The following is a 20,574-nucleotide window of genomic DNA, read 5'->3' on the forward strand; positions in this document are numbered from 1 at the left end:
TTCTTGCCATCATGCAAAATTGCCGGGGGCTGCTGCGCAGCCCTTTCGCGACACAAGGCCGCTCCTACAGAGGGTCTGAGGTGAAATGTAAAAGTGGTTATATAAACATTCTTAAACAGTATTTTTAAGAATAACCGCGCCTCACTACTATTGCCCTCAAGCCAGGCGCAAATCCCCTTCGAACCCATGCCCGGCACCCTTATTCACCAGGAGAACGAGCATGAGTGCATCTCTGCGTAGCATTGATGGTCAGGACGAAGCCACCATTTTGCGTGAAATCCAGAGCGCCCTGCGCGACCTGCGCTTTGGCGCGGTAGAGATCACCGTGCACAACGCCCAAGTGGTGCAGATCGAGCGCAAAGAGAAGTTCCGCCTGCAACAGCCCGGCAACAAGCCCGGCTGAAGCGCATTACCCAACTAATTAGAAAAATGCCAATCGGGAGCTTCACCATGTCCATCCGCCGTTATGCGCTCGCCGCTCTGGCCAGTGCCGTTTTTGCCGGTTCCGCCATCGCCAAGGACTACGAACTGCTGAACGTGTCCTACGACCCTACCCGCGAGCTGTACCAGCAGTACAACGCCGAGTTCATCAAGCACTGGCAGCAGAGCCACCCGGACGACAAAGTGAAGATCCAGCAGTCCCACGGCGGTTCGGGCAAGCAAGGCCGGGCGGTCATCGACGGCCTGCGCGCCGACGTCGTGACCCTGGCACTGGCCGGTGACATCGACGAAATCGCCAAGCTCGGCAAGACCCTGCCAGAGAACTGGCAGACCCGCCTGCCGGACGCCAGCACCCCGTACACCTCGACCATCGTGTTCCTGGTGCGCAAGGGCAACCCGAAAGGCATCAAGGACTGGGGCGACCTGGTCAAGAAAGACGTTTCGGTCATCACCCCCAACCCGAAAACCTCCGGCGGTGCGCGCTGGAACTTCCTCGCCGCCTGGGCCTATGGCCTGAAGGCAGGCGGTAGCGAAGCCAAGGCCAAAGAGTATGTGCAGGAGCTGTTCAAGCATGTCCCCGTGCTGGACACCGGCGCCCGTGGCTCGACCATCACCTTCGTCAACAACGGCCAGGGCGACGTGTTGCTGGCCTGGGAAAACGAAGCCTTCCTGGCGCTGAAAGAAGATGGCGGCGCCGACAAGTTCGAAATCGTCGTGCCTTCGCTGTCGATCCTGGCCGAGCCGCCAGTGGCCGTGGTGGACAAGAACGCCGAGAAGAAGGGCAACACCGAGATTGCCACCGAGTACCTCAAGCACCTGTACAGCCCGGCTGGGCAGAAGATTGCCGCCGAGAACTTCTACCGCCCGCGTGATGCGAAAGTGGCTGCCGAGTTTGGCAAGCAGTTCCCCAAACTGGACCTGGTGACCATCGACAAAGACTTCGGCGGCTGGAAGACTGCGCAGCCGAAGTTCTTCAATGACGGCGGTGTGTTCGACCAGATTTATCAGGCACAGTAAGTCCAAGGAAAAGCGGGGGCCGCATTGCGGCCCTTTCGCGGCACAAGGCCGCTCCTACAGGGAATCGCGTGCTTTTGTAGGAGCGGCCTTGCGCCGCGAAAGGGCTGCAACGCCGCCCCAGGATTCACAAGCCTGCACCGGCCCGGCATAACCGCCGGGCCTCGTGCGTTCAACCAGGGACCTTTATGTCACGTCGCATTTCCCCCGTCATACCCGGCTTCGGGCTGACGCTGGGCTACACCTTGGTGTACCTCAGCCTGATCGTGCTGATACCGCTGGCGGCCATGTTCATCCATGCCTCGCAGCTGACCTGGGAGCAGTTCTGGACCATCATCAGTGCACCGCGTGTCATCGCGGCACTGAAGCTGAGTTTCGGTACCGCCCTGTTCGCCGCCATCATCAATGGTGTGATCGGCACCCTGCTGGCCTGGGTGCTGGTGCGCTATACCTTCCCAGGGCGCAAGATCATCGACGCGATGATCGACCTGCCGTTCGCCTTGCCCACCGCGGTTGCCGGTATCGCCCTGACAGCCTTGTACGCGCCCTCGGGCTGGGTCGGCCAGTTCGCCACCGACCTTGGCTTCAAGATCGCCTACACGCCGCTGGGCATCACCCTGGCGCTGACCTTCGTGACCCTGCCGTTCGTGGTGCGCACGGTACAGCCGGTGCTGGCCGATATCCCGCGTGAGGTGGAGGAGGCCGCCGCCTGCCTGGGCGCCAAGCCGTTGCAGGTGTTCCGCCATGTGCTGGCGCCGGCGCTGCTGCCGGCCTGGCTGACCGGTTTTGCCCTGGCGTTCGCCCGTGGGGTCGGTGAGTACGGTTCGGTGATTTTCATCGCCGGCAACATGCCCATGAAGACCGAGATTCTGCCGCTGCTGATCATGGTCAAGCTCGACCAGTACGACTACACCGGCGCCACCGCCATCGGCGTTCTGATGCTGGTGGTTTCCTTCATCCTGCTGCTGCTGATCAACCTGTTGCAGCGGCGCATCGAAACCCCATGAAGGAGGCCGGTTAATGTCTTCATCAACTCTTGGCGCCAGCGCCGCCGCCAACGCAGCCCGGCGCGGCAGTGCCACCTCGCGCCGCGTGCTGATTACCCTCGGCTGGGTCGTGTTCGCGCTGTTTTTGCTGCTGCCGCTGGTGATCGTGGTGTCGCAGGCATTGAAGAACGGCTTCGGTACGTTCTTTGAGGCCATCTTCGAAGCCGACGCATTGTCGGCGCTCAAGCTCACCTTGCTCGCCGTAGCGATTTCGGTGCCGCTGAACCTGGTGTTCGGGGTGTCCGCCGCCTGGTGCGTGAGCAAATACACCTTCCGTGGCAAGAGCATCCTGGTGACCCTGATCGACCTGCCGTTCTCGGTATCGCCGGTGATCGCGGGCCTGGTCTACGTGCTGATGTTCGGTGCCCAGGGCCTGTTCGGGCCGTGGCTGCAGGACCACGATATCCAGATCGTCTTCGCCCTGCCGGGCATTGTGCTGGCGACCATCTTCGTCACCGTGCCATTCGTGGCGCGTGAACTGATCCCGCTGATGCAGGAGCAGGGCACCCAGGAGGAAGAGGCCGCGCGCCTGCTGGGCGCCAATGGCTGGCAGATGTTCTGGCACGTGACCCTGCCCAACATCAAGTGGGGCCTGATTTACGGCGTGGTGCTGTGTACCGCGCGGGCCATGGGCGAGTTCGGCGCGGTGTCGGTGGTGTCCGGGCATATCCGCGGCGTCACCAATACCTTGCCGCTGCACGTGGAGATTCTCTACAACGAGTACAACCACGTCGCCGCCTTCAGTGTGGCCAGCCTGTTGCTGATCCTGGCGCTCTTCATCCTGCTGCTCAAGCAGTGGAGCGAGAACCGTATTAACCGCCTGCGCCACAGCGCCGCGGAGGAATGAGTCATGTCGATCGAAGTTCGTAATGTCAGCAAGCGCTTCAACAGCTTCCAGGCCCTGAACAACATCAACCTGGATATCAACAGCGGTGAACTGGTGGCGCTGCTGGGCCCGTCCGGCTGCGGCAAGACCACCCTGCTGCGCATCATCGCCGGCCTGGAAACCCCGGACGATGGCAGCATCGTGTTCCATGGCGAGGATGTTTCCGGCCACGATGTGCGTGATCGCAACGTCGGCTTTGTGTTCCAGCACTATGCGTTGTTCCGCCACATGAGCGTGTTCGACAACGTAGCCTTCGGCCTGCGCATGAAGCCCAAGGGCGAACGCCCGAGCGAAAGCAAAATTGCCGAGAAAGTGCATGAACTGCTGAACATGGTCCAGCTCGACTGGCTGTCCGACCGTTACCCCGAGCAGTTGTCCGGTGGCCAGCGCCAGCGCATCGCCCTGGCCCGCGCCTTGGCGGTCGAGCCCAAGGTGCTGCTGCTCGATGAGCCGTTTGGTGCGCTGGATGCCAAGGTGCGTAAAGAGCTGCGCCGCTGGCTGGCGCGCCTGCACGAGGACATCAACCTGACCTCGGTGTTCGTGACCCACGACCAGGAAGAAGCCATGGAAGTGGCGGACCGTATCGTGGTGATGAACAAGGGGGTGATCGAGCAGATCGGCTCGCCCGGCGAGGTGTATGAGAAGCCGGCCAACGACTTCGTCTATCACTTCCTGGGCGACTCCAACCGCTTCGCCCTGAGCGAGGGCAACCATGTGTTGTTCCGCCCGCATGAGGTGTCGCTGTCACGCCACGAAACCGAAGGCCACCACGCCGCCGAAGTGCGTGACATCCGTCCGCTGGGCGCGACCACGCGGGTGACGCTGAAGGTGGAAGGGCAGAGCGAGCTGATCGAAGCCGAAGTGGTCAAGGACCACGACAGCCTGGCCGGGCTGGCGCGGGGCGAGACATTGTTCTTCCGGCCGAAGGTTTGGCAGAAGGTGGCGGATATCTGAGCTGCTGTTTGCTGAGTGGAACCCGGGCCTGGTCCCGGGTTTTTTTATGCCTGATGAATGGCCGGGCTGCTTTGCAGCCCTTTCGCGGCACGAGGCCGCTCCTACAGGGGCCGCGTAACCCTGTAGGAGCGGCCTTGTGTCGCGAACGAGGGCGCAGCCCTCGCGGCAATTCGATGCCTTGCACGAATATTTCTCATGCTCACAAGGCATTGACGGGTTAATACCTCCCCACACCCCCCGAAATACGCGGGCTTGAGCCATTCGCCAAAAAACAATATGAATAATTGATATAACGTTAACTTCAAACATTACTTCAAAGCATAAGCCTCGACCCCCGATGATTCAGCCACACACCTGAATCCAGCCCACAGGGGGTTGAGCAAATGGGTAATGTCCAGACGGCCGTCAGAGCCTTCGACCAGCCATGGCACCCGGCAGCGGGTGAACTGGTCGAGCTCGGACGCACGCCACGCCTGCCGCTGGGCCAACTGCGTCTGCAACGCACGCCAGCAAGCGGCCTCAAGCGCCGCGACAAACTGGTGTTGGGCTTGCTGGTGCTGGCCTTGCATGGCGCCGCCGCCTACTGGGTCAGCCAAACGCCGACAGCAGCGCTGCCGATTGTACCGCCGCAGATTCCCCCCATGACCATCGAGTTCGCCGCGCCTGCGCCGCCCGTTGTCGAGCCGCCGCCACCCGCGCCTGCACCCCCTGTGGTCGAGCCTCCAGCACCGGTGATCGATGAGCTGGCGGCAAAGCCCAAGCCGAAGGCCAAGCCCGTGACCAAGCCTGTGGTCAAGGCCAAACCCGAGCCGAAACCCGTACCCACGCCTGTCCAGGCGCCAACCCCTGCGCCGGTCGCGGCCCCTGCGCCACCCGCACCGGCCCCGGTCACGCCGCCGTCGGCCAATGCCGCTTACCTGAAGAACCCGGCGCCGGAGTACCCGCAGATGGCTCAGCGCCGTGGCTGGGAAGGCACTGTGCTGCTGCGGGTCGAGGTGCTGCCAAGCGGCAAGCCGGGGCAGATTCAGGTCCAGCAAAGCAGCGGCCGCGATGCCCTCGACGCCGCCGCGCTGGCAGCGGTCAAGCGCTGGAGTTTTGTCCCGGCCAAGCAGGGCGATGTCGCGCAGGCCGGCTGGGTCAGCGTACCGATCGATTTCAAGCTTCGTTAACTTTGCGAGCGCATACATAGGAAGGACTACCCATGAGCCTGTTGGCATCCCCCCTCGAATCCGTTGAAAGCACCGTCATCTGGCTGCTGGTTGGCTTTTCCGTGGCCACTTGGGCGCTGGCGCTGGTCAAGGCCGTGCAGTTCGGCCGATTGAAAAACCAGGACAAGCGCTTCCACAAACAATTCTGGGCGGCTTCCAGCCTGGATTCGGCCGCCGAGATCAGTCACCAGCAACCAGGCCCGGCCGCCCGCGTGGCGCAGGCCGGCTACGCGGCCATCGCCGTGGGCGAGCCCGGCCAGGCGAACGACCTGAGCCATGCCATCAACCATCAAGACCGCCTCGAGCGTGCCCTGCGCCAGCAGATCGTGCGTGAGCGCCGCTCGCTTGAAACCGGCCTGGCGGTGGTTGCCAGTATTGGCAGCACGTCGCCCTTCATCGGCCTGTTCGGCACCGTGTGGGGCATCATGGAAGCGCTCAAGGGCATCAGCGCGGCTGGCTCGGCCAGCCTCGAAACGGTGGCCGGCCCGATTGGTGCAGCGTTGGTGGCGACGGGGGTGGGGATCGCCGTCGCGGTGCCTGCGGTGCTGGTCTACAACTACTTCCTGCGGCGCCTGAAGCTCACCGCTGCCGACTTGGATGACTTTGCCCACGACTTCTACAGCCTGGCGCAGAAGAGTGCCTTCCGCGTGCTGGTGCACCCGGCTGTGCAGCGCACGCACAGTGGTTTCACCCAGCCTGTGCAGGAGGCTTCCTGACATGGCCTTCTCGACCCAGGACAGCGATGAAGTGTTGAGTGAAATCAACGTCACGCCGTTGGTGGACGTCATGCTGGTGCTGCTGGTGGTATTCATCGTCACGGCGCCCCTGTTGACCAACGCGATCCCGATCAACCTGCCCAAGACCGAGGCCGTGGCCCCGGTCGAGCAGAAGGACCCGCTGGTGGTGAGCATCGATGGCAGCGGCCAGTTGTTCATCAATAAAGAGCAGATCCCGCCCGACCAGCTTGAGAGCAACCTCAAGACGGCCAAGAGCAAAGACACCGAACTGCGCGTGCAATTGCAGGCCGATGATGGCGTGAACTACGGCGAAGTCGCGCGCGCGATGGCAGCCATCGAACGTGCCGGCATCAGCAAGCTGGCGGTCATCACCGCCCGCTGACGCGGGAGCGGCAAGCTGCAAGAGACAGCAGACCGCGTGCGCCTGCTCGGCAGTGACTTTCTTCAGGCAAGTGCTTACGGACCATTTTCCTTGGCAGGGGATGGTCCTTTTTTTTTAGCTGCAAGCTGAAAGAAAGATCCGATGCGCCGCAGCGGCTGCTTCTTGTAGTTTGCAACTTAAAACTTACAGTTATTAACAAATAGCTTCTTATTCCTTTACGCATATATCAACCTCCCTATACTTGCACCCCAAGCACGCAAACTTTCGGAGGCGTCCCCATGCGCAATGAGTCGATTCGTTACCTGATTGTGCCGGGCTGGCAAGGATCGCCAGACAACCATTGGCAAAGCCACTGGCAGCGGACCCTGCCCAACAGCGCACGGGTCGAGCAGCGCGACTGGCTGACACCGCAAAAACACGATTGGGTGCAAGCGCTGGAACAGGCCATCGCCGCCGAGCGCTCGCCGGTCATCCTGATTGCCCACAGCCTGGGCTGCATCACCGTCACCCACTGGGCTGCACAGGCAAGCCCCGCGCTGCTGCGCCGGGTACGCGGTGCGCTGTTGGTGGCGCCGGCTGATGTTGAACGCCCAGCCTGCGCGCAAGCGCTGCGCAACTTTGCGCCGATTCCGCTGCAGGGCCTGCCGTTTCCAAGCCAGGTGGTCAGCTCGGACAACGACCCGGCGGTGAGCGTGCCGCGTGCGCTGCACCTGGCCCGCGCCTGGGGCGCTGAGGCCGGGCTGCTGGCCAATGCCGGGCATATCAACGTCAAGTCAGGCCACCTGCGCTGGGAGCAGGGCTTCGCTTACCTGTTCCGCCTGCAGGCCCGTGTCGACCAGCGCGCGCTGCGCCGCGCCTGACGCCATCAACCGCTTTGCCTTGAACCCCGGCTGGGTGGCCGGGGCGGGAGTATTCCATGACGTTTCATGCCCCATTCGGCCAGCCGCTGCTGACCTTTCCCGAACTGGACAAAAGCCCGCTGAGCATTCGCGCCAAGGCGCTGGTGTTTGTCGACCCGCGCTCCCAGGCGCTGCGCCAGGCCCTTGAACGCCTGGCGCCACAGCCGTTGCCGGTGCTGATCCGCGGCGAGTCCGGCACTGGCAAGGAGCTGCTGGCGCGGCAAATCCATCGGGCCAGCGACCGTGCGGGGCTGTTCGTTTCGGTCAACTGCGCGGCCATCAGCCCGACCTACGCCGACGCCGAGCTGTTCGGCTACAGCGCCGGCAGCCAGGGCGGCACCGCCAGCAGCCGTGCAGGCTGGTTCGGCTCGGCCAATGGCGGCACCTTGTACCTGGACGAAATCGCCGACCTGCCGCTGGCCATTCAGGGCAAGTTACTGGCCGCGCTGGAAAACCGCGAGGTGACACGGGTCGGTGCCAGCCATCCACAGCCGGTGGACGTGCGCCTGGTGGCCGCTTCCAGTATTGACCTGGCGTTGGCGGTGCAAGCCGGGCGCTTCAACGAGCGGCTATACCATTATCTGCATGAGGGCGAGCTGGAGCTGCCGGCACTGCGGGAGCGGGTCGGCGATATCCTGCCCTTGGCCGAGTACTTCGTCGGCATCTACAGCGTGCGCCTGGGCCGCCCCTTGCCGCTGATCAGCGAAGCCGCCCAGCAGGCGCTGGAGGCCCATGCCTGGCCCGGGAATACCCGCGAGCTTGAGAACGTCATCCACTTTGCGTTGCTGGTCAGCGATGGCGAGGAAATCCTCCCCGAGCACCTCGACCTGCCCGACCGCAAGCCGCTCGATTCGCTGGCGCGCACCCTCGGGCAACTGGCCCGCAGCCGCGAAACCCAGACTGTCGCCGAGCTGCGCCAGTTGCTCCTGAACACCCTGCAAACCCTCGACCTGTAGGAGCGGCCTTGTGCCGCGAAAGGGCTGCGCAGCGGCCCCAGAATCTCGGTTTCATGCAAAATTGCTGGGGCCGCTACGCAGCCCTTTCGCGACGCAAGGCCGCTCCTACGCGGGGTTAATCGTCAGTGGGGCGGGCTCATAAGCAAAGCGATTGATGGCAATTTGCTTTTGGAATAAGCAGCTACCTAAAAGATATTGTTACGGAATAAAAATTACCGGTATCGTCCGCTTCACGCTCACCCGCGAGGGTGGGCCCCGACCTAGCCGCCATCTGCGATGGCCCAGCATTCAGAACAAGGATCACCATGAAAAAAACACTGCTGACCACCGCCCTGGCCGCTGCCCTGTCGTTTGCCGGGCTGGCCTCCGCTGCCGAAAAACTGGTGGTTGCTGCTACCCCGGTGCCGCACGCCGAAATTCTTGAGCTGATCAAGCCGACCCTGGCCAAAGAAGGCGTCGACCTTGAGATCAAAGTCTTCACCGATTACGTGCAGCCCAACGTGCAGGTCGACCAGAAGCGCCTGGACGCCAACTACTTCCAGACCCTGCCGTACCTGCAAAGCTTCAACGAAGGCAAAGGCACCCACCTGGAAACCGTGATCGGCGTGCACGTCGAACCCTTCGGTGGCTACTCGAAGAAGGTCAAGAACCTGGCTGACCTGAAGGAAGGCGCTACCGTTGCCATCCCCAATGAAGGTAGCAACAGCGGCCGCGCCCTGCTGCTGCTGCAGAAGGCTGGCCTGATCACCCTGAAAGACCCGAAAAACGCCTTGGCTACCCCGAAAGACATCGCCGAGAACCCGAAAAAGCTCAAGTTCCGTGAGCTGGAATCGGCCATGCTGCCGCGCGTGCTGGACCAGGTCGACCTGGACATGATCAACACCAACTATGCGCTGGAAGCCGGCCTGAACCCGGCCAAGGATGCCCTGCTGATCGAAGGCAGCGACTCGCCTTACGTAAACTTCCTGGTTGCCCGCCCGGACAACAAGAACAGCGACGCCATCCAGAAGCTGGCCAAGGCCCTGACCAGCCCTGAAGTGAAAGCCTTCATCGCCAAGAAATACCAAGGCGCGGTACTGCCGGCGTTCTGATCCGGCCCTTTGCGCTGTGGGAGGTTCCATGGTTTTGCGTAAGCCTGCACTGGCCTCATCGCAGGCTGTCGCCAGCTCTCATAGAACAAACGCTAACTAACTGATTTACATCGAAACGTGGGAGCGGGCTTGCCCCGCGATAGCGATAGCACTGCCAACATCGCATCGCGGGGCAAGCCCGCTCCCACGTTGCCCATTTCTCTGCGCGGCAGCGCAGCCGGAAGAGTTGGGTGATCTCTCACAGTGAACTTGCCCAGCCTTTGGTATAGGGGCTGACCCAGACCCTGTGGGAGCTGGCGATAGCCTGCGACGAGGCCACCGCGCAGAAATCACTGGTCATCTTTTCACCGAAACCTTAGCTTAACGTTTTGCAACATTCGTTCGAGCGAGGTGTGTGATGTCGATGGAAACCTGGTTGGCTTTCTTTGCCGCGTGCTGGGTCATCAGCCTGTCACCGGGGGCCGGGGCGATTGCCTCGATGTCCAGCGGGCTGCGTTATGGTTTCTGGCGCGGTTACTGGAATGCCCTGGGTTTGCAACTGGGCCTGATCGTGCAGATCGCGATCATCGCCGCCGGCGTCGGCGCCATCCTGGCGGCCTCCGCCACCGCGTTTCACGCCATCAAGTGGTTCGGCGTGGCCTATCTGGTCTACCTCGCCTACAAGCAATGGCGCGCCCTGCCCATGGATATGAGCGACGACGTCGCTGTGCGGCCCATCGGCAAGCCGTTGAGCCTGGTGTTCCGCGGGTTTCTGGTCAACGTCAGCAACCCCAAGGCACTGGTATTCATGCTCGCGGTGCTGCCGCAGTTCATCAACCCGCACGCGCCGCTGCTGATGCAGTACGTCATGATCGCCGTGACCATGGTCAGCGTCGACATGCTGGTCATGGCCGGCTACACCGGGCTTGCCTCCAAGGTGCTGCGCCTGCTGCGCACGCCCAAGCAGCAAACGCGGGTCAACCGCACCTTTGCCGGGTTGTTCATCGGTGCTGCGACTTTCCTCGCTACGCTGCGCCGCGCACCGCTCTGAACCGGCGCGCGGCGCATCGGGTTGAGTCTTGGCCAGCTGGGTGCTGTCTACCTGAAGGCGGGTGATTACCATCACCTGCCCGCTATCGCCACCATGCCAGCCAGCCTGGCTCGACAGGAGACTACCCATGGACGCCCCGATCCATCCGTTTTCCGAGATTTTCAAGCAACTTGGCCTGGAAGATGACCCGGTCGAGATCGAACGTTTCATCGCCACTCACTCACCCCTGCCTGACGATGTAAAGCTGGTCGATGCCTGGTTCTGGAGCGACGCCCAGCGCGCATTCCTGAAAGAAGCCTACATTGCCGACGCCGATTGGATACCGATGATCGACCAACTCAACGAGGCCCTGCACGCCAGCAAGAAATAAGCGCCGAGCGGCACCTGTTGGGTGAACGGGCCGTTGCTATGCTCAGGAAAACAATAGGGGATGGCGCGATGAAAGATCCCTACGCACCAGGCTTCTGGTGCACCGTGACGATCCTGGGCACCCTGACCACCGGTTATTACTACGGCATCCGGCACACCCAGCACATGAACCACGCCGTGCAGTTTCTGTACGCTGCCGCCGCTGTTACCGCAGCGGTGGCGCTGTGCGGGCTGACGTGGATCGCCTGGCAATACCTGCACCTGAACCGCCGCGAAGTGGCCCAGGGCCGCACGTTGTTGACCATCTGGAACACAAAGGTGGCGCTGCGCCGGGTCGAAACGGTATTCGACCGCTATTTCTGGGGCAGCTACTGGCATTCCGGGCGCACCTTCGAAGAGGTGATGGGCGAGCTAAAGGGCACGCCGCTGGAGCAGAGCCTGGATGCACTCAAGCGCCAATGTCGCGAGCTTGACCGCGAAATCCACGATCACCACCACCACTGGCTGGCCAATGCCCGCGACCTGTCGAGCGTGGCTACCGCCATGGCCCGGGAGCGCTACCAGTTGGACCTTGGTGACGCGCCGGTACGGGCGGGGGGCAACACGGCGCTGCTCAACCGCGACCTGGAAGTACTGGTGTACACCTGGTCGGCGCGGCTACGCAGCTTCGATCATCAGCTCGACGAACTGGAACGTGGCTACCACTGAGTTGGGCTCATTCGCCGCGGATGTACTGCTCCAGTTGTGCGATCAGGCTGGCTTGCTCGGCAATGGTTTCCTTGACCAGGTCGCCGATCGACAGCAACCCCAGCAGTACGCCGTTGCTGACCACGGGCAGGTGGCGCAGGTGGCGGTTGGTCATGAGGTTCATGCAGTACTCAAGGTTCTGCTTGGGCTCAACGGTGACCACTGGCGCACTCATGATCTCGCGTACCGGCGTTGCCGCCGAAGAGCGGCCCTTGAGCACCAGCTTGCGGGCGTAGTCACGTTCGCTGACGATGCCGACCACCTGGTTGTCTTCCACCACCGGTAGCGCGCCGACGTTTTTATCAGCCAGCAGCCGCAGGGCATCGAGGACCGAGTCATCGGGGCTGATGGTGTAGACGGTCTGGTGCTGGGCTTTGGCTTTGAGGATTTGCTCGACGTTCTTCATACAGGCCTCGGTGGGTGGAAAACGCGATGTGTCGGATTAAATAAAGCATCCGGCACCGCGCTCTGCACGGCAATGCAGGAAACGGCATGGAGCCGATTGAAAAACGTCATGAGGCGGTATTTTCTGCGGGCATGAAAAAGGCGGCCCGCAGGCCGCCTTTTCCAGTTTCGCTTACAGGCCTTTAGGGTTCGGGCCGAAGCGGTTGTTGCCTGGGGTGCTGTCCTGGCACAGGAACACCAGGTTGACGATCGGCACCAGCAGCCACCAGCCGCTGCGGTCGGTGTCGTGCAGGCGGCGTACGCCGACGGCGATGGCCGGGATCATCACGGCCAGGCTGAACAGCATGTTGATGAAGCCAGCCATGCCCAAGGTGCCTTCAATGAAGCTGATGGCCAAGCCGATCAGGTTGATGACCAGGGTAAACAGCCAGTATTCCTTGCGGCGGGCACGGCCGCTGAAGGTGGCGTACTGCTTCATTACGGTGAAGAACACGTTGCCGAAGGTAATGTTGGCAACGTCGCCTTTGATACCAGGCGCCGCGCCGGCATTGCCGTTTTGGGTCGCGCCGCAACCTGGGCAGCTGACGGCCGATTGATGGATCTGTTTGGCGCAGCCACGGCAGAACACCATGCTCATTTGTTTTCCCTCACATTAGTTAGCTGGCTGATAGGCCGATTAGGCACAGCAGCGAAATGACTGCCATGACGACGCCGGCGATGGCCATGCCATTGCCGGGCTTTTTCTGGTTGATGCTGATGATGCCCATGATCAGACCGGTGCCTGCGAACAGGCCGAGGCCGGCCATGGTATCCATGTCCCACTCGCTGTCATCGAACAGCGCGAGCGTGCAGAGGATGCCCAGGCACAGGGAAACGATCGCCAGCCACGCCGAGCCGCCGCTGGCAGGCCCTGCGTTGGACGTTGCGAATTGAGGGGCGCCGCACTGGGGGCAGGTAGGTGCTGATTCGTGCAGCTGTTTGGCACAGCCGCGGCAATAGACCATCGCCATCGCAAGTCCTTCTTGGCGTTCGTCGAACGCATCCATGTTCGTATAAAAGGCTGCCGGAGCCGGCAGCGGCGCAGAGGTTACCAAACATTTCGCAAGTGGCGAAACAGTGGCGTCAGAAAAGATGTGCGCTGTGAACGGCGTCACCCTGTGCCGCTTGGGGCCTCATACGCAGCCCGCAGTAACGAAAAAGCCCCATCAGGCGTACCTGATGGGGCTTGGTCTGTCGCGATGCTCGCGAGAATTCATGGCGCACTCGGCGGGATTCGAACCCACGACCCCTGCCTTCGGAGGGCAGTACTCTATCCAGCTGAGCTACGAGTGCAACGGGGCGCATGATACCGGTCTGGACCGAGGACGTCCATCGCCTTGATCTGTAGCTGTTTTTACCTGCGGGGCGCTATGGTGGGGCACCTGCGAGGTGGGATTTCAGACGGGGTGTTCAACCATTCGTTCTTTTTTTCGAACAGGCTATTGTCCAACCCCCCAGCACCCGCTTAGCATTCCGTTTGAGATTTCAAACGCTCAGCCGCCAGGCGTCGAACACCCTGGTGCACGAATTCCTGACGGCCGCCCGCATTATGGGCGCCTTTTCAACAATCAATAATTCGCAGTAAAGGGAAGCCGACATGCAGCTCAAAGACGCTCAGTTGTTCCGCCAGCAGGCCTTCATCAACGGTGAATGGCTGGATGCGGACAACGGTCAGACCATCAAGGTGACCAACCCGGCCACCGGTGACGTGATCGGTACCGTGCCGAAGATGGGCGCTGCCGAAACCCGTCGCGCCATCGAAGCTGCCGACAAAGCGCTGCCGGCCTGGCGTGCCCTGACTGCCAAAGAGCGTGCCGGCAAGCTGCGCCGCTGGTTCGAGCTGATGATCGAGCACCAGGACGACCTGGCCCGCCTGATGACCACCGAGCAAGGCAAGCCGCTGGCCGAAGCCAAGGGCGAAATCGCCTACGCCGCCTCGTTCATCGAGTGGTTCGCCGAAGAAGCCAAGCGCGTCTATGGCGACGTCATTCCCGGCCACCAGCCGGACAAGCGCCTGATCGTCATCAAGCAGCCTATCGGCGTTACCGCGGCCATCACCCCGTGGAACTTCCCGGCGGCAATGATCACCCGTAAAGCCGGCCCAGCCCTGGCCGCCGGTTGCACCATGGTGCTCAAGCCTGCTTCGCAGACCCCTTACTCGGCCCTGGCCCTGGTCGAACTGGCTACCCGTGCCGGCATCCCGGCTGGTGTGCTCAGCGTCATCACCGGCAGCGCTGGCGAAGTCGGCTCCGAGCTGACCGGCAACTCGCTGGTACGCAAGCTGTCCTTCACCGGCTCCACCGAAATCGGCCGTCAGCTGATGCAAGAGTGCGCCAAGGACATCAAGAAGGTTTCCCTGGAGTTGGGTGGCAACGCCCCGTTCATCGTGTTCGACGACGCCGACCTGGACAAGGCGGTCGAGGGCGCGATCATCTCCAAGTACCGCAACAACGGCCAGACCTGCGTCTGCGCCAACCGTATCTACGTGCAGGACGGCGTCTACGACGCGTTCGCCGAGAAGCTCAAGGCTGCGGTGGCCAAGCTGAAGATCGGTAACGGCCTGGAAGAAGGCACCACCACCGGCCCGCTGATCGATGGCAAGGCTGTGGCCAAGGTCCAGGAACACATCGAAGACGCCGTCTCCAAGGGCGCCAAGGTGCTGTCCGGCGGCAAGCTGATCGAAGGCAACTTCTTCGAGCCGACCATTCTGGTCGATGTGCCGAAAAACGCCGCTGTCGCCAAAGAAGAGACCTTCGGCCCGCTGGCGCCGCTGTTCCGCTTCAAGGACGAGGCTGAAGTCATCGCCATGTCCAACGACACCGAGTTCGGCCTGGCCTCGTACTTCTATGCGCGCGACATGAGCCGCGTGTTCCGTGTGGCCGAAGCCCTGGAATACGGCATGGTGGGTATCAACACCGGCCTGATTTCCAACGAAGTGGCACCGTTCGGTGGCATCAAGGCCTCGGGCCTGGGCCGCGAAGGTTCCAAGTACGGCATCGAGGACTACCTCGAAATCAAATACCTGTGCCTTAGCATCTGATCCGGCATTCGCTGTTTTTACCTCTGCCAGCGGGGCGCGAGAGCGACGCCTCGCTGGTCTTTTTGACATTGCAGTACCTGGTGGCCAGGGTGTTCGCGACAGTCGATCAACGAATACTGATCACGCACGTTCCAGCCACCCCCGAATAAAAGCGCCGTTTCCATCGGCGCGAATGAGGGCATTATGAGCAAGACCAACGAATCCTTGATGCAACGCCGTATCGCCGCCGTCCCACGTGGCGTTGGCCAGATCCACCCGATCTTCGTCGAGTCGGCGAAGAACGCGACGGTAATCGACGTTGAAGGCCGCGAACTGATCGACTTCGCTGGCGGCATTGCCGTACTCAACACCGGCCACCTGCACCCGAAAGTGGTTGCCGCTGTGCAAGAGCAGCTGACCAAGGTCAGCCACACCTGCTTCCAGGTGCTGGCCTACGAGCCCTACGTCGAGCTGTGCGAAAAGATCAACAAGCTGGTCCCAGGCGACTTCGAGAAGAAGACCCTGCTGGTCACCTCCGGCTCCGAAGCCGTTGAAAACGCCGTGAAGATCGCCCGCGCCGCCACTGGCCGTGCCGGCGTCATCGCCTTCACTGGCGGCTACCACGGCCGCACCATGATGACCCTGGGCCTGACCGGCAAAGTCGTGCCGTACTCGGCCGGCATGGGCCTGATGCCAGGTGGCGTGTTCCGCGCGCTGTTCCCGAGCGAGCTGCACGGTGTCAGTGTTGACGACGCCATTGCCTCGGTCGAGCGCATCTTCAAGAACGATGCCGAGCCGCGTGATATCGCTGCCATCATCCTCGAGCCGGTACAAGGCGAAGGCGGCTTCCTGCCAGCGCCTAAAGAGCTGATGAAGCGCCTGCGCGCGCTGTGCGACCAGCACGGCATCCTGCTGATCGCTGACGAAGTACAGACCGGCGCTGGCCGTACTGGCACCTTCTTCGCCATGGAGCAGATGGGCGTCGCGCCTGACCTGACCACCTTCGCCAAGTCCATCGCTGGCGGCTTCCCGCTGGCCGGTGTGTGCGGCAAGGCCGAATACATGGACGCCATCGCCCCGGGCGGCCTGGGCGGCACCTACGCCGGTTCGCCGATCGCTTGCGCGGCGGCCCTGGCGGTTATCCAGGTGTTCGAGGAAGAAAAACTGCTGGACCGCAGCAAGGCTGTTGGCGAGCACCTGACCGCTGGCCTGCGTAAGATCCAGGCTAAACACGCCATCATCGGTGACGTGCGCGGCATGGGTTCCATGATCGCGGTAGAAGTGTTCGAGAAAGGCACCCACACCCCGAACGCCGCTGCTGTTGCTCAGGTGGTGGCCAAGGCACGTGACAAGGGCCTGATCCTGCTGTCCTGCGGCACCTACGGCAACGTCCTGCGCATTCTCGTGCCGCTGACCGCCGAAGATGCCCTGCTGGACAAAGGCCTGGCCATCATCGAAGAGTGCTTCGCTGAACTCGGCTGATGTGACCCGCTTCAGAAAAAACCCGCCTCGGCGGGTTTTTTTGTGCCGTTTGCAGGCGTGTGGCGCTAAGGTTGTAAGAGGAATCCGTGGAAGCTGCGATGGATCGCGTGTCATTACTGGAGATTCGCCATGAGTGCGGCCGACCCCTTACCCCCCCGCGTGCTGATCGTCGAAAGCGACCCTTGGGTGCGCGACATGCTCAGCGAGATGCTGCTTAGCGTGCGCTGCGATGCGCGCCTGCAGATCTGCGCCGACGGCGCGCAGGCGGTCACCGCGCTGGCGGCCAACCCTGACCTGATCATCGCAGCCCGTGAACTGTCCGGCGTCGATGGCCTCGACCTGCTGCGCAAGGTGCGCGCCAAGGGCGAGCGCGCGGGCCTGCCGTTCATTCTGCTGAGCAATCGTGCCGACAGCGCCAGTGTGCGCGAAGCGTTGCCGCTGCAGCCCACCGCCTACCTGAGCAAACCGCTCGACATGGACAACCTGCGCAAGCGCCTGGAGCACCTGCTGCTCGATGCCGGTCAGCAGGTTGCCTGCCCGGTCCCGGCGCTGCAAGCGGGTGCCCGGCTGGTGGACTTTCTGGAACAGCGCCGCGCCACTGCCGATGGCGGCCCGTTGTTCGCCGATGTGGAGGTGGCGATCAAGCGCGCCCTGAACCCCCACGGCCTTGACCTCAAGGTGTTGGAGCAAGAGGTGCGCAGCGACCCGCAAATCACGGGTATGCTGATTGCCGCTGCCAACAGCGCAGCGTTGCACCGCGACGGCTCGGTGCAGACGCTGTTGCAGGCGCTGAACAAGCTCGGCAGCACCCAGAGCATGAACCTGATCCTGGGCCTTACGCTCAAGCGCAGCGCCCGCCTGAGCGACCCGCTGCTGGCGCGGCATGCGGCGCATTACTGGAACCTGTCGCTGCATACCGCCGAGTACGGCCGCACCTTGGCGCGGCAGTTGGAGGTCGACGAAGAGCGCTGTTATTGCGCCGGGCTTTTGCATTGTCTGGGCGATCTGGCGGTGTTGCGGACGTTGCAGGAGTGGCGCCTGGCCGGGGGCGAGCTGGATGAAGACCAGGTGCAATTGTCGCTCAACGAGTTCGGCGCCCCGTTCGGCTCGGCGCTACGGACTCGCTGGCGCTTGCCGCTGGATCTGCGCGAGCTCATTGCCGCTGTCTATCAACTGGGCGGCGGGGTGTATTCCCGCGAGATCCTCGCCATGAGCCTGGCCGGGCAGATGGCCCGGCTCAAGCCCAGCGCCGGGCTTGAGAAGATTGCCGGCGGCAAGACTGCGCGCTTGCTCAAGCTTGGGCTGCCCGAGCTTACCGCGCTGCGCAAGGTCAACCCGCATGCGGTGGCCGAGGAAGAGGCCGAGCGGCAGGCGGCGCTGGCCCGTGAACAGGCGGTGCCGCAGGATGAGGTGGAGGGTACGGTAGGCGAGGGGGAGGCTGTTTCGGATGAGGCTGTCAAAGCCAGCCCTGAATAGCGCTTCAGAAAATCAGCCCAGCACGATCTGATTCTTGCCCTGCCGCTTTGCCTGGTACATCGCGGCATCGGCACGGGCATACAAGGTGTCCAGCGTTGCGTCTTCATCGCGTAGGCCGGTCAACCCCTGGCTGACGGTCACACCATAGGTTTGCTCGCCATGGCTGAAGCTCAAGCGCTGGATCTCGCGCTGCAGGCGCTCGGCGATCTGCTCGGCGACCTCTGCTGTGCAGCCGGGGAACACCGCCGCGAACTCTTCACCGCCAATGCGCCCGAACAGGTCGCCCCGGCGTAGCACGGCCTTGCCACTGTCGGCGATGCGTTGCAGCACCTGGTCGCCTTCCTGGTGGCCGTAGCTGTCGTTGATAAGTTTGAAATCGTCGATGTCCAACAGCAAAAACGCCATGGGCGTGCCGTCTTCACGGGCATTCTCGAAAGCCTGCTGGGCACACTCGAAGAAGTGCCGGCGGTTGCTGCTCTGGGTGAGCACATCGGTGGTGGCCAGGCGTTGCAGTTCGCCTTCGAGCTGCTTCTTTTCGGTGATGTCTTCGGCAATGCCAACGATGATCACCCGCGGGTCACCCTCGCGCTGCTGGTTGATGTAGCACTTGTCGCTCAGCCAACGCACTTCGCCTGCGGCGTTGATGATGCGGTACTCACGGTCCTCGACGGTGCCCTTGACCAACACTTGCGCCAGGCTGCGCTCGGCGTATTCCAGGTCGTCGGGGTAGATCGCATCGCGCCATTCGTTGTAGTCGGCCATCACCAGGCTGGCGGGGCGCCCAAAAATGCGCTCGAACGCCGGGCTTACATAGATCACCTGGCGGGTTTCCCAGTCGAAGGCCCACAACGCTGCATTGACGCTGTCGAGCAGCGACGAATACAGCTGCTCGCGTTCACTGAGGCGCGCCACTTCACCCTGGGCGTGCAGCAGGGCGAGTAGTGTTTGGGCAGCCTCCGGGCGGGGGCCGCCGGTGGGCAGGGTTGGGCGGTCTTTGGCCATGAGCACGAAACGAATCTCGACGAAGGGCGTGCGGCCTGGGACCGGCCCGCCACGCGGGCGATGTGCCGGGTTTGAGTCGTTGCGCGGGGGTAAAGTTCCAGATGCCATGCCCTGTTGCAGGGCATGGCGATCAGCGGGCGTCAGGCGCCGGTGGGGCGCAGCGAGTAGGTTTTAAGCTGTGCGGCGAAGTCGCGCAGCGACTGGATACCACTGGCTTCGGCCTCGTGGACCCAGTCTTTCATGGCCGCGAGCATGTCATGGCCGTTGGCGCTGGTGCGGGCCCATATCTGCTGCAGGGCAAGGCGTTTTTCGTAGATGGTCTTCAGCGCCTGGCTGTGCGCCAGCATCGACTCGATACGCAGGTGATGACGATCCTGCAGCAGGCTGGTTTCACGCGACAGCAGGCGCTTGGCGCGGCGGAAGTGATGCCGCACCGAGGTGTCGAGATTGCCGACTTCCTGCTTCACCAGCGGCGCGATGACCAGCTTGCGGTACTGCGCCATGATCTGGAACCGGTTGTTGAGGATGGCCATGGCGGTGTCCATGTCCAGCGAGGCCTTGCCCTCGACCCGGTGCGCGATAGGCGCCACACGCTGCACCTTGGCCAGGCGCAGCATGCTCAGCAGGCGGATCCACATCCAGCCCATGTCGAACTCCCAGCGGCGCACCGACAGCTTGGCCGAGTTGGGGTAGGTGTGGTGATTGTTGTGCAGTTCTTCGCCGCCAATGATGATGCCCCACGGCACCAGGTTGGTGGCAGCGTCACGGCACTCGAAGTTGCGATAGCCCACGGCATGGCCCAGGCCGTTGACCACGCCGGCCGCCCAGAAGGGAATCCAGGCCATTTGCACGGCCCAGATGGTAATGCCGATGGTGCCGAACAACAGCAGGTCGATGACTGCCATCAAGGCGATGCCACCGAGCTTGGAGCGCGAGTAGAGGTTGCGCTCGATCCAGTCGTCCGGGCAGTTTTTGCCATAGATGCGCAGGGTTTCGGGGTTGCGTGCCTCTTCGCGGTACAGCTCGGCGCCTTTGCGCAGGACGGTGCCCAGGCCCTTGTGCACGGGGCTGTGGGGGTCGTCCGGGGTTTCGCATTTGGCGTGGTGCTTGCGGTGGATGGCTGTCCACTCGCGGGTGTTCTGCGCTGTGGTGAGCCACAGCCAGAAGCGGAAGAAATGCTTGAGGCCTGCGTTGAGTTCGAGCGCGCGGTGCGCCGAATAGCGGTGCAGGTAGATGGTCACGCTGACGATGGTCACGTGCGTCATCAGTAGGGTGACGCCGACCAGTTGCCAGGCCGACAGATCGAGCAAACCGTAATACCACATAACGGGAAAGACCCTCGGAAACACAGGGAAACAGCGGTTGCATTATCCCTTGGCAGGGAAATAAAA

At 62.5% G+C, this 20,574-nt stretch carries 22 protein-coding genes and 1 tRNA gene; 17 read left to right on the forward strand and 6 right to left on the reverse strand.

The window, feature by feature from the left end; all coding sequences use genetic code 11:
- Nucleotides 1–220: 220 nt before the first annotated feature.
- From oscA to HU720_RS09510, 14 genes are all read left to right on the forward strand, one after another.
- Complete coding sequence (gene oscA, locus HU720_RS09445; RefSeq protein WP_003248957.1) at nucleotides 221–403, forward strand: sulfur starvation response protein OscA; 183 nt, start codon at nucleotides 221–223, stop codon at nucleotides 401–403.
- Between the two features lie 47 nt (nucleotides 404–450).
- Nucleotides 451–1,458, forward strand: coding sequence for a sulfate ABC transporter substrate-binding protein (locus tag HU720_RS09450; protein WP_186519418.1), 1,008 nt, complete (start codon nucleotides 451–453; stop codon nucleotides 1,456–1,458).
- Between the two features lie 185 nt (nucleotides 1,459–1,643).
- Nucleotides 1,644–2,462 carry a sulfate ABC transporter permease subunit CysT gene (gene cysT, locus HU720_RS09455; protein ID WP_186519420.1) on the forward strand — a complete coding sequence of 273 codons (819 nt, stop codon included), beginning with the start codon at nucleotides 1,644–1,646 and terminating at the stop codon, nucleotides 2,460–2,462.
- A 13-nt stretch (nucleotides 2,463–2,475) separates the two neighbouring features.
- On the forward strand, nucleotides 2,476–3,348 hold the full coding sequence (gene cysW / locus HU720_RS09460) for a sulfate ABC transporter permease subunit CysW (RefSeq protein ID WP_186519422.1): 873 nt from the start codon (nucleotides 2,476–2,478) through the stop codon (nucleotides 3,346–3,348).
- A gap of 3 nt (nucleotides 3,349–3,351) precedes the next feature.
- Complete coding sequence (locus HU720_RS09465; RefSeq protein WP_186519424.1) at nucleotides 3,352–4,341, forward strand: sulfate ABC transporter ATP-binding protein; 990 nt, start codon at nucleotides 3,352–3,354, stop codon at nucleotides 4,339–4,341.
- Between the two features lie 383 nt (nucleotides 4,342–4,724).
- On the forward strand, nucleotides 4,725–5,510 hold the full coding sequence (locus HU720_RS09470) for an energy transducer TonB (RefSeq protein ID WP_186519426.1): 786 nt from the start codon (nucleotides 4,725–4,727) through the stop codon (nucleotides 5,508–5,510).
- 32 nt (nucleotides 5,511–5,542) lie between these two features.
- Nucleotides 5,543–6,265: a MotA/TolQ/ExbB proton channel family protein gene (locus HU720_RS09475; protein ID WP_186519428.1), complete on the forward strand. Its 723-nt coding sequence runs from the start codon at nucleotides 5,543–5,545 to the stop codon at nucleotides 6,263–6,265.
- Between the two features lies 1 nt (nucleotide 6,266).
- Nucleotides 6,267–6,668 (forward strand): biopolymer transporter ExbD, encoded by a 402-nt coding sequence (locus tag HU720_RS09480; RefSeq protein WP_186519430.1) that lies wholly within the window; start codon nucleotides 6,267–6,269, stop codon nucleotides 6,666–6,668.
- A gap of 278 nt (nucleotides 6,669–6,946) precedes the next feature.
- On the forward strand, nucleotides 6,947–7,528 hold the full coding sequence (locus HU720_RS09485) for an alpha/beta hydrolase (protein WP_186519432.1): 582 nt from the start codon (nucleotides 6,947–6,949) through the stop codon (nucleotides 7,526–7,528).
- A 56-nt stretch (nucleotides 7,529–7,584) separates the two neighbouring features.
- Nucleotides 7,585–8,523, forward strand: a complete 939-nt coding sequence (locus HU720_RS09490; protein WP_186519434.1) for a sigma 54-interacting transcriptional regulator — start codon at nucleotides 7,585–7,587, stop codon at nucleotides 8,521–8,523.
- Between the two features lie 305 nt (nucleotides 8,524–8,828).
- A complete protein-coding gene (locus tag HU720_RS09495) occupies nucleotides 8,829–9,614 on the forward strand; it encodes a MetQ/NlpA family ABC transporter substrate-binding protein (protein ID WP_186519436.1) in 786 nt (261 codons plus the stop codon).
- 397 nt (nucleotides 9,615–10,011) lie between these two features.
- Nucleotides 10,012–10,644 (forward strand): LysE family transporter, encoded by a 633-nt coding sequence (locus tag HU720_RS09500; protein WP_186519438.1) that lies wholly within the window; start codon nucleotides 10,012–10,014, stop codon nucleotides 10,642–10,644.
- Between the two features lie 127 nt (nucleotides 10,645–10,771).
- Complete coding sequence (locus HU720_RS09505) at nucleotides 10,772–11,014, forward strand: DUF2789 domain-containing protein (protein WP_186519440.1); 243 nt, start codon at nucleotides 10,772–10,774, stop codon at nucleotides 11,012–11,014.
- Nucleotides 11,015–11,082: 68 nt separating this feature from the next.
- Nucleotides 11,083–11,721 carry an NADH:ubiquinone oxidoreductase subunit N gene (locus tag HU720_RS09510; RefSeq protein WP_186519442.1) on the forward strand — a complete coding sequence of 213 codons (639 nt, stop codon included), beginning with the start codon at nucleotides 11,083–11,085 and terminating at the stop codon, nucleotides 11,719–11,721.
- 7 nt (nucleotides 11,722–11,728) lie between these two features.
- Here the strand turns inward: HU720_RS09510 and HU720_RS09515 are convergent, their stop codons facing one another.
- From HU720_RS09515 to HU720_RS09530, 4 genes are all read right to left on the reverse strand, one after another.
- The gene (locus tag HU720_RS09515) at nucleotides 11,729–12,166 is read right to left on the reverse strand and encodes a CBS domain-containing protein (protein ID WP_186519444.1); all 438 of its coding nucleotides are present in this window, start codon (nucleotides 12,164–12,166) and stop codon (nucleotides 11,729–11,731) included.
- Between the two features lie 171 nt (nucleotides 12,167–12,337).
- A complete protein-coding gene (locus HU720_RS09520; protein ID WP_186519513.1) occupies nucleotides 12,338–12,796 on the reverse strand; it encodes a DUF805 domain-containing protein in 459 nt (152 codons plus the stop codon).
- Between the two features lie 25 nt (nucleotides 12,797–12,821).
- A complete protein-coding gene (locus HU720_RS09525; RefSeq protein ID WP_186519515.1) occupies nucleotides 12,822–13,175 on the reverse strand; it encodes a DUF4190 domain-containing protein in 354 nt (117 codons plus the stop codon).
- Nucleotides 13,176–13,420: 245 nt separating this feature from the next.
- Nucleotides 13,421–13,497: transfer RNA gene (locus tag HU720_RS09530), tRNA-Arg, on the reverse strand.
- A 304-nt stretch (nucleotides 13,498–13,801) separates the two neighbouring features.
- On the opposite strand from HU720_RS09530, the gene gabD reads away from it, so the two are divergent.
- The 3 genes from gabD (at nucleotide 13,802) to HU720_RS09545 (ending at nucleotide 18,181) form a co-directional block, all read left to right on the forward strand.
- Nucleotides 13,802–15,244 (forward strand): NADP-dependent succinate-semialdehyde dehydrogenase, encoded by a 1,443-nt coding sequence (gabD, locus tag HU720_RS09535; protein ID WP_186519447.1) that lies wholly within the window; start codon nucleotides 13,802–13,804, stop codon nucleotides 15,242–15,244.
- A 183-nt stretch (nucleotides 15,245–15,427) separates the two neighbouring features.
- Nucleotides 15,428–16,705: a 4-aminobutyrate--2-oxoglutarate transaminase gene (gene gabT / locus HU720_RS09540; RefSeq protein WP_186519449.1), complete on the forward strand. Its 1,278-nt coding sequence runs from the start codon at nucleotides 15,428–15,430 to the stop codon at nucleotides 16,703–16,705.
- Between the two features lie 129 nt (nucleotides 16,706–16,834).
- Nucleotides 16,835–18,181 carry an HDOD domain-containing protein gene (locus HU720_RS09545; RefSeq protein WP_186519451.1) on the forward strand — a complete coding sequence of 449 codons (1,347 nt, stop codon included), beginning with the start codon at nucleotides 16,835–16,837 and terminating at the stop codon, nucleotides 18,179–18,181.
- A 12-nt stretch (nucleotides 18,182–18,193) separates the two neighbouring features.
- On the opposite strand, the gene HU720_RS09550 is transcribed toward HU720_RS09545, so the two are convergent.
- Both HU720_RS09550 and desA read right to left on the reverse strand, forming a co-directional pair.
- The gene (locus HU720_RS09550; protein ID WP_186519518.1) at nucleotides 18,194–19,183 is read right to left on the reverse strand and encodes a diguanylate cyclase; all 990 of its coding nucleotides are present in this window, start codon (nucleotides 19,181–19,183) and stop codon (nucleotides 18,194–18,196) included.
- Between the two features lie 140 nt (nucleotides 19,184–19,323).
- Entirely contained in the window at nucleotides 19,324–20,508 is a 1,185-nt protein-coding gene (desA, locus tag HU720_RS09555; protein WP_186519454.1) for a delta-9 fatty acid desaturase DesA, read from the reverse strand.
- Between the last annotated feature and the right edge of the window lie 66 nt (nucleotides 20,509–20,574).

Origin of the sequence: Pseudomonas sp. SWRI51 (assembly GCF_014268825.1) — a bacterium.
GTDB classification, from domain to species: Bacteria; Pseudomonadota; Gammaproteobacteria; order Pseudomonadales; family Pseudomonadaceae; genus Aquipseudomonas; species Aquipseudomonas farsensis.

Coding starts and splice junctions, on each gene's coding strand:
- oscA (WP_003248957.1), top strand. CDS start 221: ATGAGTGCATCTCTGCGTAGCATTGATGGTCAGGACGAAGCCACCATT.
- HU720_RS09450 (WP_186519418.1), top strand. CDS start 451: ATGTCCATCCGCCGTTATGCGCTCGCCGCTCTGGCCAGTGCCGTTTTT.
- cysT (WP_186519420.1), top strand. CDS start 1,644: ATGTCACGTCGCATTTCCCCCGTCATACCCGGCTTCGGGCTGACGCTG.
- cysW (WP_186519422.1), top strand. CDS start 2,476: ATGTCTTCATCAACTCTTGGCGCCAGCGCCGCCGCCAACGCAGCCCGG.
- HU720_RS09465 (WP_186519424.1), top strand. CDS start 3,352: ATGTCGATCGAAGTTCGTAATGTCAGCAAGCGCTTCAACAGCTTCCAG.
- HU720_RS09470 (WP_186519426.1), top strand. CDS start 4,725: ATGGGTAATGTCCAGACGGCCGTCAGAGCCTTCGACCAGCCATGGCAC.
- HU720_RS09475 (WP_186519428.1), top strand. CDS start 5,543: ATGAGCCTGTTGGCATCCCCCCTCGAATCCGTTGAAAGCACCGTCATC.
- HU720_RS09480 (WP_186519430.1), top strand. CDS start 6,267: ATGGCCTTCTCGACCCAGGACAGCGATGAAGTGTTGAGTGAAATCAAC.
- HU720_RS09485 (WP_186519432.1), top strand. CDS start 6,947: ATGCGCAATGAGTCGATTCGTTACCTGATTGTGCCGGGCTGGCAAGGA.
- HU720_RS09490 (WP_186519434.1), top strand. CDS start 7,585: ATGACGTTTCATGCCCCATTCGGCCAGCCGCTGCTGACCTTTCCCGAA.
- HU720_RS09495 (WP_186519436.1), top strand. CDS start 8,829: ATGAAAAAAACACTGCTGACCACCGCCCTGGCCGCTGCCCTGTCGTTT.
- HU720_RS09500 (WP_186519438.1), top strand. CDS start 10,012: ATGTCGATGGAAACCTGGTTGGCTTTCTTTGCCGCGTGCTGGGTCATC.
- HU720_RS09505 (WP_186519440.1), top strand. CDS start 10,772: ATGGACGCCCCGATCCATCCGTTTTCCGAGATTTTCAAGCAACTTGGC.
- HU720_RS09510 (WP_186519442.1), top strand. CDS start 11,083: ATGAAAGATCCCTACGCACCAGGCTTCTGGTGCACCGTGACGATCCTG.
- HU720_RS09515 (WP_186519444.1), bottom strand. CDS start 12,166: ATGAAGAACGTCGAGCAAATCCTCAAAGCCAAAGCCCAGCACCAGACC.
- HU720_RS09520 (WP_186519513.1), bottom strand. CDS start 12,796: ATGGTGTTCTGCCGTGGCTGCGCCAAACAGATCCATCAATCGGCCGTC.
- HU720_RS09525 (WP_186519515.1), bottom strand. CDS start 13,175: ATGGCGATGGTCTATTGCCGCGGCTGTGCCAAACAGCTGCACGAATCA.
- gabD (WP_186519447.1), top strand. CDS start 13,802: ATGCAGCTCAAAGACGCTCAGTTGTTCCGCCAGCAGGCCTTCATCAAC.
- gabT (WP_186519449.1), top strand. CDS start 15,428: ATGAGCAAGACCAACGAATCCTTGATGCAACGCCGTATCGCCGCCGTC.
- HU720_RS09545 (WP_186519451.1), top strand. CDS start 16,835: ATGAGTGCGGCCGACCCCTTACCCCCCCGCGTGCTGATCGTCGAAAGC.
- HU720_RS09550 (WP_186519518.1), bottom strand. CDS start 19,183: ATGGCCAAAGACCGCCCAACCCTGCCCACCGGCGGCCCCCGCCCGGAG.
- desA (WP_186519454.1), bottom strand. CDS start 20,508: ATGTGGTATTACGGTTTGCTCGATCTGTCGGCCTGGCAACTGGTCGGC.